The sequence below is a fragment of the Streptomyces sp. D2-8 genome, from assembly GCF_023184515.1.
In the GTDB taxonomy this organism is placed as follows: Bacteria; Actinomycetota; Actinomycetes; order Streptomycetales; family Streptomycetaceae; genus Streptomyces.
Window position 1 is genome coordinate 126,568 of record NZ_JAAHBP010000001.1, and the last position, 12,853, is coordinate 139,420.

General features: G+C 72.7%; 9 protein-coding genes. 5 read left to right on the top strand and 4 right to left on the bottom strand.

Annotated features, from left to right (window positions below):
* Positions 1-6: 6 nt before the first annotated feature.
* Complete coding sequence (locus tag G3I77_RS00555) at positions 7-1,479, bottom strand: exopolysaccharide biosynthesis polyprenyl glycosylphosphotransferase (protein ID WP_248500411.1); 1,473 nt, start codon at positions 1,477-1,479, stop codon at positions 7-9.
* The gene (locus G3I77_RS00560) at positions 1,476-2,654 is read right to left on the bottom strand and encodes a glycosyltransferase family 4 protein (RefSeq protein ID WP_248500412.1); all 1,179 of its coding nucleotides are present in this window, start codon (positions 2,652-2,654) and stop codon (positions 1,476-1,478) included. Before G3I77_RS00560 ends, G3I77_RS00555 begins: the two co-directional genes overlap by 4 nt.
* Positions 2,655-3,108: 454 nt before the next feature.
* On the opposite strand from G3I77_RS00560, the gene G3I77_RS00565 reads away from it, so the two are divergent.
* From G3I77_RS00565 to G3I77_RS00575, 3 genes are all read left to right on the top strand, one after another.
* Positions 3,109-3,393 carry a hypothetical protein gene (locus tag G3I77_RS00565; protein ID WP_248500413.1) on the top strand — a complete coding sequence of 95 codons (285 nt, stop codon included), beginning with the start codon at positions 3,109-3,111 and terminating at the stop codon, positions 3,391-3,393.
* A gap of 176 nt (positions 3,394-3,569) precedes the next feature.
* Positions 3,570-4,061 carry a tyrosinase cofactor gene (locus G3I77_RS00570; protein WP_248500414.1) on the top strand — a complete coding sequence of 164 codons (492 nt, stop codon included), beginning with the start codon at positions 3,570-3,572 and terminating at the stop codon, positions 4,059-4,061.
* A complete protein-coding gene (locus G3I77_RS00575) occupies positions 4,045-4,911 on the top strand; it encodes a tyrosinase family protein (protein WP_248500415.1) in 867 nt (288 codons plus the stop codon). Before G3I77_RS00570 ends, G3I77_RS00575 begins: the two co-directional genes overlap by 17 nt.
* A 140-nt stretch (positions 4,912-5,051) precedes the next feature.
* Here G3I77_RS00575 and G3I77_RS00580 read toward each other — a convergent pair whose 3' ends face one another.
* Positions 5,052-6,017, bottom strand: coding sequence for a D-2-hydroxyacid dehydrogenase family protein (locus G3I77_RS00580; protein WP_248500416.1), 966 nt, complete (start codon positions 6,015-6,017; stop codon positions 5,052-5,054).
* A 229-nt stretch (positions 6,018-6,246) separates the two neighbouring features.
* On the opposite strand from G3I77_RS00580, the gene G3I77_RS00585 reads away from it, so the two are divergent.
* A complete protein-coding gene (locus G3I77_RS00585) occupies positions 6,247-7,395 on the top strand; it encodes a histidine kinase (RefSeq protein ID WP_248500417.1) in 1,149 nt (382 codons plus the stop codon).
* Positions 7,396-7,417: 22 nt separating this feature from the next.
* On the opposite strand, the gene G3I77_RS00590 is transcribed toward G3I77_RS00585, so the two are convergent.
* Positions 7,418-10,081, bottom strand: coding sequence for an ABC transporter permease (locus G3I77_RS00590; RefSeq protein WP_282572364.1), 2,664 nt, complete (start codon positions 10,079-10,081; stop codon positions 7,418-7,420).
* A gap of 121 nt (positions 10,082-10,202) precedes the next feature.
* Here G3I77_RS00590 and lanKC point away from each other — a divergent pair, with 121 nt between their 5' ends.
* Entirely contained in the window at positions 10,203-12,773 is a 2,571-nt protein-coding gene (gene lanKC, locus G3I77_RS00595) for a class III lanthionine synthetase LanKC (protein ID WP_282572365.1), read from the top strand.
* Positions 12,774-12,853: the final 80 nt, after the last annotated feature.

Genomic DNA, 12,853 nt, shown 5'->3' on the forward strand with positions numbered 1-12,853 from the left:
CGGTGTTCAGCTCCCTGTTGGACGGACCAGCGCGGCGACGGTGCGCAGCAGGATGCACACGTCCTGCCACAGCGACCAGTTGTCGATGTACGCGTTGTCGAACCGGGCGCGGTCCTCGATGGAGGTGTCTCCGCGCAGCCCATGGATCTGGGCGAGTCCGGTGAGGCCGGTCCGCATGCGGTGGCGAGCGGCGTAACCGGGGTAGGTATGGCTGAACACGGCGACGAAGTAGGGCCGTTCGGGGCGGGGGCCGACCAGGGTCATGTCGCCCCGGAAGACGTTCCACAGCTGGGGCAGCTCGTCGAGCGAGGTGCGGCGCAGGAAGCTGCAGAAGCGGCTCATGTTCCGATCGCCCGCCACGCTCCAGCGGGTCGCCGCCTCGTGCGGGTCGGCCGGGCGATGGGTGCGGAACTTCAGCAGCGTGAAGGGGCGGCCGCCCCTGCCGACACGCTCCTGACGGAAGAGGACCCGGGGCCCGTCGCTGACCCGCAGCACGACCGCGCAGACCATCAGCACCGGGCCGGCGAGGACGAGCAGGATCCCGGAGACAAGGACGTCGAGGCCTCTCTTGGCGGGACTGTCGGGGCGTCGGTCGACCTCCAAGCGACAGCAGGAGAAGCCCGCGATCCGCTCCCGCCGGGACCGGCGGCGGGGAGGGTCTCCGGCCTCGTCGTACGCCGTGTCCCCGGCCCGGCCGGGTGCCGGCAGGTGCATGTCGACCTCCCAGAGATCGCAGCCCGCATCGGCCAACTTCCGCAGCAGCGCGGTGCGTTCGCCTGCAGGGCCCACGATGAGAACGGCCCGCACGCTGTTCTGGACAACGGCCCGCAGCGCCTCCTCATCCGTGCTGAGCACCGGCAGCCCCCCGCCGTCGGCCCCGCCGTCGGACAGGACACCGACCGGCCTGAGGCCGGAGGCGGGGTGGCGCAGGAAGGCGGCGGCCACGCGCGGGGCGGTGGCGGCCGGGCCGACGACGAGGGCCGCAGCGGGATGGCGGGCGAGCGCCCGGCGCCGGTGCCAGTGCACCGCGCCGCGGCCCGCCCAACTCGCCGCCGACTGCAGGACGCTGCCGGTCAGCAGCGTACGGACGGACAGGGCGTGTGTGGGGGAGAGCGCCGCGACCGCGGCCGCGAGTGCGCACCAACTCATCGCGACCCGTGCGCAGACGGCGGGGAGTTCGTCGAGGACGGCGGGTACGGCGGCGGGGCGGTACAAAGCCGCCCGGGCGTTCAGCAGGAGGACGGCGAGCAGCAGGGGCGCGGCCACCAGGTAATGCGGGAGCGCGGGAGCGGTGGTGAGCGCTGCGGCCGCGTCAGCGGCGAGCAGAGGCAGCGCGGTGGTGCGCCGCCTTGCGGTGCGCCGCTCGGCGGGAAGCCGCAGGTCGCCGACGGTGCCGCGCGGGTGGATGACCGAGACGGGAGGGAATCCCCGCTCCGGGGGCGGACCACCGGGGGGAGGGACGGTACGTTCGGCGGTCACGAGCGGATCGGCTCCCTGCACTCGGTGGGTTCCGCGCGGTGGGCCGCCGTGCGCCGGACGCCGAGTAGTTCGCGGTAGAGATCCGCGATCGCCTCGGACGAGCGCCGCACGTCGTGCGCGGCCAGTACATGGCGGCGCCCCTGGGCTCCGAGCGACGCGCGCAGTTGCGGGTCGAGCAGCGCCCTGGTGAGCGCGTCGGCCAACGGTCCCGGCCGGCCCGGGGGCACCAAACAGTGCGTTGTGTGACCGGGCGGCAGGCTCTCGCGTGCTCCGGCCACGTCCGTGACCACCGTGGGACGCTCACACGCCATCGCCTCCAGAGGGGCGAGCGCCATGCCTTCCCAACGGGACGGCAGCACCACGAGGTCGGCGGCCTGGTACCAGGGGACGGCATCGGTGACGGCCCCGGTGAACAGCACACTCTCGGGCGCGCGGTACCGCAGCGGCCGCTCCTGCGGCCCGTCCCCGACGAGCGCCAGCCGGGCTCCGGGCACCCGTCGCAGCACCGAGGGCCACGCATCGAGCAGCACGTCCTGCCCTTTCTGCCGACACAGCCGCCCCACACAGACCACCAGCAAAGCGGCCGGATCCAGTCCGGCGAGCGGTGCGAGGGCCGGGCGTACGGTGGCGACGGCGGCGGGGTGGAAACGCACCGGATCGATGCCGTTGGGGATCACCCGCCAGTGGGCGCGCACCCCGGCGCGTTGGCCTCGCGCGCGTTCGGCCTTACTGACGCACACCACGCGGGCGGTCCAGCGCGCCGCCCAACGTTCCCACGCCGTGGCGGCTGCCGCGGTGCCGCCGCCGACTGCCTCGAACGACCAGGCGTGCGGCTGGAACACCGTCGGGATCCGCCCCCGCACCGCCATCCGGGCCGCGAGTCCGGCCTTGGCGCTGTGCGCGTGCAGCACATCGGGCCGAACCTCTTCGACGACGCGGGCGAGCCGGAGCACCTCACCGACAAGCGATGGTCCCGGCGCCTGCACGGCGGGCCAGTGCCGTACGTCCGCGCCCAGTTCCCGCAGCACCCGTCGCAGACTGCTGTCGGGGCACGCGACCGAGACGTCGAAACCGGCCGCCCGCTGGGCGCGCACCAGTTCGGTGACCACTCCGGCGACGCCGCCGCCCACCGGCTGGGTGACGTGGAGGACGCGGGGTGAGGTTTCCAGCCGCATCGCGTCGCGTGACGATCCGGAAGGCCAGCCGGTCATCACCGTGCGGGACAGTCTTGAAGACGGCCGTCCTGCTGTGAGGGGCCGTCAGGCAGGCGAATCCCGCTGTGTGCCGCGGTGTAGAGGTCTTGGGAGTGACGCATGACCGGCGTTGCTCCTTCACGGGGAACTTCAGGTTGTCGGTTGGTTCGACGCGTCACTCTAGACCGATATTCGGGACATATAGGGCAAGACATGCGAGTTCGCACGTTCTGACCCTGCGTCAGGTGTGCAGGCCACCCCCGGCGGGGCTCCGGTGAAAGGAACTTCCATGCTCGCCGAGACCAGACATGGCCTTCATTCGGGTGACCTTCCGTGTGAGCCGCCGAAAGTTCTGCGTGCGGGGTTTCCGCTCGGTCCGGGCCTCGTTGAAGGGGATGGAGTAACTCGTGACTTTAGAGTTGCCGCAGAAAGGAACATGATGAAGCGCCTGAAGGCTGCCGCCCTCGTTGTCGGGTCCCTGGTCATGACCGGCGCCGCCACCCCCGCTGTCGCTCTCGAGGTGTCGAAGGTCCAGGCCGCCGACCTCGCCGAAGAGGCGGACAAGGTCACGAAGCATGTCGACCAGCGGTCGGCGGGCCACCAGCCGGAGGCGCTCGACACGGAGATCAGGGAATTCCTGCCCGGCACCGCCAAGGAGACGAAGAAGGCCGTCGACCGCGAGAGCGCTCGACTGGCTCCCGGACTGCAGGCGCAGGGCTGAGCAGTATCCCGCGGGCCCATTCCCCACGCAGGGGATCGGCTCGTCGAGTGTGTGTCACGCGACCGTCTGTCAGGGCGAGGAGGAAGCAGGCATTGCGAACCGGTAAACCACTGCACCCACAACCAGAGCGCCCCGCGGCGCCCACGCTCGCGGCTACTGACTCCGCACGCACTGCGGTGAAGTCGCCCGCCGCGCACCGCGCCAGGGCCACGGTGCGGCGCCGGGCGCTGTGGGGGCTGTTCGCATCGGCGTTCACGGTGGCTCTCGCCCCGGTTCTGGTGGCGTCGGGGACGACCCCGAAGGCGCCGGGACCGGAGGGGAAGGCGCCGGGACCGACAGGAGACGCGGAACGGTTCGACGAGACGTATCGCGGGCGCCGCATCGCAGGTGTCAGGTCCGACGCCGGGCGACCCGGGGAGGACGGCCCGAGCGCATGGCACGTCACCGTGGACGGGCGGCCGCTGCATCTGATGCGCCGTGCGGACGGCAGCTGGATGAGCATGGTCGACCACTACCAGTCCTACGCGACCCCGCTCGCCGCCGCGCGCGCCGCCGTCGACGAACTCGGTCCCGGCGCACGGCTCGGCACACCGGGTGAGCGGGACAGCCGCACGGAGAACGGGACCAAGGGCCCCGAGGGGGAGCATGGCCATGGTGTACACGCGTAAGGACGTCAGCACGCTCACCCGGTCCGAACGACGCCGGCTCGTCAACGCGCTGCTGGAGCTCAAACGACGCGGCGAGTACGATTCGTTCGTACGTACGCACATCGAGTACTACACCCCCGACGGTGAGGACGGCCTGCGTGCCGCCCACATGGCGCCCTCCTTCCTGCCCTGGCACCGCAGGTTCCTGTTGGACCTGGAGAACGCGTTGCGTCGCGTGGACGAGTCCGTGACCGTGCCGTACTGGGACTGGACACGCAACCGCACGCCGACGGCCGTACCGTGGACCGATGACCTGCTGGGCGGCACTGGGCGGCGTTCCGACCGGCGGGTGATGTCCGGCCCCTTCGCCCATCGCCAGGGCATGTGGACGATCAAGGTGGGGATCACCGACACGGAGTTCCTCACGCGGGACCTGGGCCGTCCCCGGGACCCGATCGCGCTGCCCACGGCCCAGGATCTGGAGGGGGTCCTCAACGATCCCGTCTACGACACGGCACCCTGGAACTCCGGATCGGGCAAAGGGTTCCGCAACAAGCTGGAAGGGTGGGGGCCCGGGCGGGGCGCCGCTTCGTGGCGGACCCACAACCGGGTCCACCGTTGGGTCGGCGGCCACATGGTGGGCGGCGCATCTGTCAACGACCCCGTCTTCTGGTTCCACCACGCCTTCGTGGACCTTCTCTGGTCCCGCTGGCAGCGGCGGCACCCGGGCGCCCGCTACCTTCCCGCGAAGCCGCTCGCCCGGGGGGACGCGCAACACGGCCGGGTCCTCGCGCGGCACCAGAGGATGCCGCCGTGGAACGTCACACCGGACCAGTTGGAGGACCACAGTCAGATCTACCGGTACGCGTAGTCCGTACGAGCCGGGTGCGTACGCGCGGCACGCGAACGGGCACGGCGAGGCCTGAGGGTGTATCGCGGGACGTGCCGGTCGCAGCCGCCGACGTCCCGAGCGCCGTGACCGCCTGGCGGGGCGTCACCGGTCGGCACGCCTCAGCGGGGGGCCAGGAGACGTATGGGCGAACCGGCCAGAAAAGCCTGGATGTCCTCGACCGCCTGGCCGTAGTACGTCACGTAGTTGGCCCGGGAGACGTAACCGAGGTGCGGGGTGGCGAGCAGGCGCGGGGCCGTGCGCATCGGGTGGTCGGCGGGCAGGGGCTCGATGTCGAAGACGTCGACGCCGGCACCGGCGATCCGGCCCTCGTACAGGGCGTCGAGGAGGGCGTCCTGATCGACGATCGCGGCGCGCGAGGTGTTGATCAGGTAGGCGGTCGGCTTGAGGAGGGCGAGTTCGGCGGGGCCGAGCAGACCGCGGGTGCGGTCGCCGAGCGCGAGGTGGACCGACACGAAGTCGCTGTTCCCGAGCAGCTCTTCCTTGGAGGAGGCGAGTCCCACACCGCCCTCGTCGGCGCGCTCACGGGTGAGGTTCTGGCTCCAGGCACTGACCCGCATACCGAATGCGAGACCGACCTGGGCGACGCGGCTGCCGATCTTCCCCAGGCCGAGGAGCCCGAGGTGGCGGCCGTGCAGGTCGGCGCCGACCGTGCCCTGCCAGGGGCCGCCGGAGCGCAGGGCGGTGTTCTCCTCGACGATGCCGCGGGCGAGGCCGAGCAGCAGTGCCCAGGTCAGTTCCACGGGCGGGGTTGAGGAACTGGCCGTGCCGCACACCGTGACGCCGTGCGCCTCGGCGGCCGCGTAGTCGATCACGGAGTTCCGCATGCCGGAGGCGACGATCAGTTTCAGCCGGGGCAGCCGGGCGATCAGCGACCCGGGGAACGGCACGCGTTCGCGCAGGGTCACCACGATGTCGAACCCGGCCAGGGCCGCGGCCAGGTCGTCCTCACCTTCGATGTGGCGGTCGAAGGCCACGACCTCCACGTTGTCCGCGACCACCGACCAGTCGGCGACCTCGGTCGCCACCTGCTGAAAGTCGTCCAGTACAGCGCAGCGCAGCCGCACGTCGTGCCCCTTTCACGGCCCGTGGTCCGGCCCACGGTTCGGTTCCAGGGGTCATGATCGCGCGTGGGCGGTGGCGCGGGAAGCCTGCCCCTGTCACCCGACCAATCGGTCGGCTGCGGCGTATCCTCGCGTGTGGGGGATTCGTGAAACGCTTCAAAACACTTCCACAAGGGGGGACATGGGGCGGGACGGGGGAAGTCCGCGCGTCGCGCGGGCCATTGTGTTTCTGGTGCCGGTCGGCTTCTTCGTGGCCTCGGTCGGGGCGACGGCGGCCAACCGCGACGGGGTCGGCCATCTCGTGGTGGCGACGGCCGTGCTGGCCGTGACGCTGGGCCTTCATCTGCTGCACTCCACACGTGCCGCGGTGCGCCGCCGCAAGCCGTGGTGGCCGTGGTCGCTGGTCGCGCACGGAGCGGTGACCTATGCGCCGTACTGCTTCTTCCAGGACACCTGGGTCGGCATCCCGGGGTCCCTCGCCGCCGCGGTGCTGCTGACGAGCCCCGTGCCGCACGCGTGGACGGCGTTCGTCGTGCTGTCCGCACTGCAGGTGCCGCTCGTCGCCGCTCTGGGCGAGACGGCATGGCAGGGCCTCAACTCGGCGGTGTCCCACGTGGTGGGCGGCCTGGCCCTGTTCGGTGTGGTGCGGCTCGCGGACCTGGCCGAGGAACTGCAGGCGGCCCGGACCGAACTGGCGCGGCAGGCGGTCGACCGTGAACGGCTGCGCTTCGCGCGTGACCTGCACGATCTGTGCGGCTACTCGCTGACGGCCGTGGCGTTGCAGAGCGAGCAGATCCAATGGCTGGTCCGCAGCGACCCGCAGCGCGCCGAGGAGGAGCTGGCACGCACCCAGGCCCTGGCCCGGCATGCGCTGTCGGAGGTACGGGCGGTGTCCGCCGGGTACCGCATGCTGAGCCTGGAGCGGGAGGCGCGGGCGGCCGCCGGGCTGCTGGAGTCCCTCCACGTCGGTGCCGATGTCGAACTGGCCGGGAGCCCGCTGCCGGGGCCGGTCGACGAAACGCTGGCCATCGTGGTCCGGGAGGGCGTCACCAACGCGCTGCGGCACAGCAAGGCCCGCCACTGCGCCATCCGCCTCACCATGGACAGCGGGCGGGCGGACGGTGTGTGGGCGCGCCTGGAGGTGACGAATGACGGGGTCGCTCCGGGCGAGGAACCGGCTCGGTCACACCTTGCGGAGGGGCCGGGCAGGTCGCGTCCGGAATCCGGCGGCAGCGGTCTGCGCAATCTCCGGGAGCGGGTCGCGGAGCGGGGTGGTGTGCTGAGTGCCGGGCCGGACGGTGAGGGCGGGTTCCGGCTCGCGGTGGCGCTGCCGTGCGCGAGTCGGGGCACCGTGGCGGACGGGGCCTCCGGCCAGGTGTGAGATCCCGGGGGTGCGGCGGTGGTCATGAGACGGCCCTCGCCAGGCCCCCGGGCGTGGCCGCGGAGCTCCGCAGGGCCAGCAGGCCGGCGAGGGTGACCGTCGCGACCGTGATCACGGGTGCCCCGGCGGCCAGTGCCGTCAACGGGCCGCCTGCCAGGGCCGGGACGGCCGAGCCGGTGAGCGCGATGCTGAGCGGGACCAGTACGGACCCGCAGACCAGGGCGGCCAGCAGCAGCGCGACCGCGCAGGTCAGCACGGCCTCCCAGGCCAGCATCCGCAGGACCTGCGCGGACTGCGCGCCGGCCAGCCGCAGCAGGGCGAACTCCCGGCGCCGGCCGGCCGTCGCCATGCTCAGGGTGTTCACCACGGAGACGGCGGTGAACAGGTTGATCATGATCAGGAGCAGCAGCACGAACAGGTTGGCGCCGGATCCCGAGGCGCTCCCGGTGTCCCCGTCACCGACCCGCGCGCCCGGGAAGTCCGCCGCCAGGGCCTGGAGTTCCCGCTCGACCGCGCTCCGATCGGCTCCCGGAGCGGTCCGTACGAGGACGGTGTCGTCCAGCGGGGAGGCCGCGTGCCGGGCCGCCGAGGAGCGGGGCAGCAGCGCGTCGGCGAAGCCGCGGTCGCGGGCGTAGACGGCCGCGACGCGGTACGTGTCCCGGCCGCCGTCGTCCCAGTCGACCCGGACGCGGTCGCCGACGGTGACCCCCAGGCTCGCGGCCGCGCTGTCGCCGAGGGCCACGGACGTGCCGCCGAGGCGGTCGAGCGAGCCGTCGTGGACGCCGAGGTCCAGGAGGCGGGGCACGGCCTCCTCCCGCATCGCGACCAGGCTGCCGCCGATGACGGAGGCGGCGTCACCCCCACCGGCGTCCGCGCGGCTCAGCTCGCCGCCCACGGACAGTTGCCCGGAGGCCGCCGCCACGCCGGGCAGCCGGGCGGCCCGCTCCGCGAACCCCGGCGCGATGCCCGGCCCGGCCGCGGACACCACGTGGTCGGCCACCAGCCGTTCGTGCTCCGCCTGTTGCGCACCCTGAGAGGTGACCAGCGGTACGCAGAGCAGCGTGCCGGTGAGGGAGACGGACAGCACGAGCGGTGTCACGGTGGCGGCCAGCCGTACGTGCTGGCGCAGGAGGTTGCGGACCGCCAGCGCGCCGTCCCGGGGCAGGAGCGGACGCACCGGAATCAGCAGCACGGCACCGGCGACCCGGCAGATCAGCGGTGCCAGCAGCGCCACCCCGACCATCAGGACCAGCACCATGCTCTCGGCCGTGCCACCGCCACCGTCCAGACGGCCCGCCGCCACCGCGCCGAGACAGCCGCCCGCCCCGGCCAGCACGCACACCCCGAGCAGCACCCGCCGCCACCCCAGCCTCGGCGCCGGCGCGGCCGACTCGCGCAGCACCTCCACCGGCCGCACCCGCGACGCCCGCCGCGCGGCCGCGAACGCCGCGAGCTGCGCCACGACCGAGGCCAGGACGACCGTCGCCCAGGGCGCGAGGGGCCCCACGGACAGCGGGAACGACGGGGGCAGCACCTCACCGTTCACCAGGACCCGGTGCAGCAGCGCCGCCACCCCGACCCCGCCCGGCACACCGAGCAGCGCCGCCGCCGCGGTCACCAGGAGGATCTCCACCGCGATCATCCGGCGGATCTGGCCCTTGGTCGCCGCGACGGCCCGCAGCAGGCCGATCTCGGTCAACCGCCCGGCGACCGCCAGCGTCAGCGTGCCGGAGACGACGAACCCCGCCACGAACAGCGACAGCGCTCCGAACGTCCCGACGAGGGAGGAGAGCACCGACGCGGGCGACGGCACATCCCAGAACTCCGCGTCCGCCCGCCCGGCGCCGGAGGCGACCACGACGGTCCCGGAGTCGTCCCCGTACAGGCCGTCGACGGCCGTCTCGACCTGCCGCCGGAGCGCCAGGGGGTCCGCCCCGCCCTTCGCCAGCACGCCCAACGCCCGCACCGGCTGCGCCGAGGCCGCGAGCCGCTCCGCCTCCCGCGGGGTGTGGAACACGGCGTACTGGCGCGCCGGCTTCCGGGGCGGGTCGGCGATGCCGGAGACCTGGTAGGGGCGCAGCCCGTCCGGACCGGTCAGGCGTACGGTGCCGCCCACCCGGGCGCCGAGGCGCCCGGCCAGGGCGCTGTCCAGCACGACCTCCCGGTCGCCGCCGGGGGCGCGGCCCGCCCGCAGTGCGAACGGCCCGAGGACGGCGCTCTCCCAGGAGTGCCCCAGGGACGGCCCGTCCCAGGGCGCCTCGACGGTCCTGCCCGACGCGTCCACCGCCGTGGTGGGAAAGGACAGTTCGGGCACGGCCCGCTCGACGGACGGCAGCCGGTCCAGCGTCGTACGGAGTTCCTCGGCCCGGGGCACGAACGGCTGCCCGCCGACGACCACGTCCGCTGCCGCGTACCGCTCGGCAGGGGAGTCGGCGCGCGTGCTCGACTCCAGCAGAACGGCGCACGCGGTTGTCATGACGAGTGCGAGCACGAGCGCCACGAAACTGGCTGCCCAGCTGGCCCTGCGGCCCGAAAGGGTCCGCCATGCGAGTCGTATCACGGGTGCCTTTCGGAGCGGGCGGGATTCCCTTGCAGTGGGCGCTGAAAGCTTATCGAAACCCCTGCGATCGAACGCCAAATACCGTGTCAGGCCGAGGATTTGGCCGATTTGAATACCTGGAACCATGTGTTTTTCACGGGTCGACTTGTGCGTTGTGTACTGGTGCGCTTCTTCCGGCGTGTGAAATGTTTCCCATCAGTTCGAGGAAATCGAACGAGAGAGTGTTGAAAAGCGGGGGGACGCAGGGATGCGGTACGACGCGTATTGCATGGTCGATCGAACGTTCTTCGACGCACCGGGGGAAGCACAGGACGAGGAGTACGCCTTCGCCGCCGCCGGCCGGGAGCTGCCCGAGGGATGGCGCAAGGTCCGCCAGGACGACTGGCTGGTCTGCACCCCCGAGGGCACACGCCGGCCGGCCCAGGGCTGGAAGGTCCACGCCTCCGGGTGCCAGGACAACGCCGAGAAGATCCTCGACGCGGTCCACACCTTCTGCGTCCCGCGGGGAATCCCGTTCAAGTTCCTGCGCGGCCAGCACATCCATCAGCTGCGGAACATGAAGTACGCCTCCCGGGGCGCCAGCGGCAAACTCGTCACCATCTACCCGGCGGACGAGCGGGAACTGCGCGAGGTGCTCGAAGGCGTCGAAGGCCTCGTCGGCGGCGAGCCCGGACCGTACATTCTCAGCGATCTGCGGTGGCAGCAGGGCCCGTTGTACGTGCGCTACGGCGGTTTCGTCGAGCGGCACGTCGTCTCGGAGAAAGGGGTGCTGGAGCCCGCCATCGAGCGGCCCGACGGCACACTCGTCCCCGATCGCCGCCTGCCCGGCTTCCACGTCCCCGAGTGGGTGACGCTTCCGGAGTTCCTCCGGCCGCACGCCGAGGCGCGCCGCGCCGCGTCCCTGGCCGGCCTGCCGTACACCGTCCGCCGCCCGGTGCACTTCTCCAACGGCGGGGGCGTGTACATCGCCGAGGACACCCGCACCGGCAAGGAGGTCATCCTCAAGGAGGCCCGCCCGTACGCGGGACTGACCGCCGACGGGAGAGACGCCGTCAGCCGGCTCCAGTGGGAGCGGGACGTCCTTCAACGGCTCGCCGGCGTCGACGCGGTTCCCGCCGTGGTCGACTACTTCACCGTGGGAGACCACCACTTCCTCGCCCAGGAACTCGTCGAAGGGCAGCCGCTCAGCAAGTTCTTCGGCCTCAAGTACCCCGAGACCGGCCCCCGGGCCGACCCGGCCGAGATCGCCGACTACACGGACTGGGCGATGGGCGTCTGCCGTGCCGTGGAGGACGCCGTCGCCTCGGTGCACGCCCGCGGGATCGTCTTCGGCGACCTGCACCCCTACAACATCCTGGTCGCGGACGACGGCCGGGTCGGGCTGATCGACTTCGAGGTCGCGGCACCGGCCGAGTCCGGGGCGGCCCGCATGCTGGGCCATCCCGCCTACGCCGCGCCCCGGGACCGCGAGGGCTTCGCCGCCGACACCTACGCCCTGGCCTGCATCAAACTCGCGGTGTTCCTGCCGCTGACCGCACTGCTGAGGCTGGACCTGCACAAGGCGGCGGAACTGGCCGACGAGATCGCCGCACGGTTCCCGGTGCCGCGGGAGTTCCTGGACTCGGCGGTGCGGGAGATCGTCGGGGCCGACCGGCAACCGGACTCGCACGACAGACTCCGGGGGCGGGCCGGCCGGCCGCCCCGCCCCCGGGCCGACGACCGCGGCTGGCCCTCCGTGCGCGCCTCACTGGCCGGCGCGATCCTGGCCAGCGCGACTCCCGACCGCGACGACCGGCTGTTCCCCGGCGACATCGCCCAGTTCAGCACCGGCGCGCTCAACCTCGCCCACGGCGCCGCGGGCGTCCTGTACGCCCTGGACGTCACGGGCGCGGGCCACTACCCGCCGTACGAGCAGTGGCTGCTGGAGCGCGCGTCACGGCAGGAGCAGCGGGCCCGGCTCGGCTTCTACGACGGGCTGCACGGAGTGGCGTACGCCCTCGGCCACCTGGGGCATCACGACGCCGCCCGGCAGATCCTCGACCGCTGCATGGGCGAGCAGTGGCAGCGCCTCGGCACGGACCTGTACAGCGGCCTGGCCGGAGTCGGCCTCAACCTGCTGCACTTCGCGGGGACGACCGGTGACAGCGTCCTGCGCGTCGCGGCCCTCGACGTGGCCGGCACCGTCGCGGAACGGCTCGGCTCCGAGACCGACGTACCGGAACTGAGCGGCGGGAGGCATCCCCGCGCGGGCCTCATGCACGGTTCGTCGGGCCCGGCCCTGCTCTTCATCCGCTGCTACGAGGCCACCGGCGACGAGGTCTTCCTGGACCTCGCGGCGACGGCCCTCGGCCAGGACCTGCGGCGCTGCGTCACCCGGGCCGACGGCGCCCTCCACGTCAACGAGGGCTGGCGCTCGCTGCCGTACCTGGCCGAGGGCAGCGCCGGTGTGGCCCTGGTCCTGGACCTGCTCCGCGGGCACCGGGACGACGACCGCCTCCGGACGGCGGCGGCCGGCGCCCTGATCTCGTCGAGCTCCCAGTTCTACGTCCAGTCCGGGCTGTTCAACGGACGGGCCGGCATCATCAGCCACCTCGCGGCCGTCTCACCCGAGCGAACGCCGTCCCACGACCCGCTCGTCGCCGCGCAGATCGACGCCCTGTCCTGGCACGCACTGGAGTACCAGGGGCATCTGGCCTTCCCGGGCGAACAGTTGCTGAGGCTCTCGATGGACCTGGCGACCGGATCCGCCGGTGTACTGCTGGCACTCGGCTCCGCCCTGCACACCGAGCCGGTGCACCTGCCCTTCCTGGGCCGCTGACGCGCCCGGACCCCACGACCTGTCCGCCGACCACGGCGGGCGCCCGCACCGCGGGCACGCGCATCCGCGCCCGAAGGAGG

Excerpts from the sequence above, each read along its gene's own strand:
- G3I77_RS00560 (WP_248500412.1), bottom strand. The coding sequence starts at position 2,654 with ATGCGGCTGGAAACCTCACCCCGCGTCCTCCACGTCACCCAGCCGGTG.
- G3I77_RS00565 (WP_248500413.1), top strand. The coding sequence starts at position 3,109 with ATGATGAAGCGCCTGAAGGCTGCCGCCCTCGTTGTCGGGTCCCTGGTC.
- G3I77_RS00575 (WP_248500415.1), top strand. The coding sequence starts at position 4,045 with ATGGTGTACACGCGTAAGGACGTCAGCACGCTCACCCGGTCCGAACGA.
- G3I77_RS00590 (WP_282572364.1), bottom strand. The coding sequence starts at position 10,081 with ATGGTTCCAGGTATTCAAATCGGCCAAATCCTCGGCCTGACACGGTAT.
- lanKC (WP_282572365.1), top strand. The coding sequence starts at position 10,203 with ATGCGGTACGACGCGTATTGCATGGTCGATCGAACGTTCTTCGACGCA.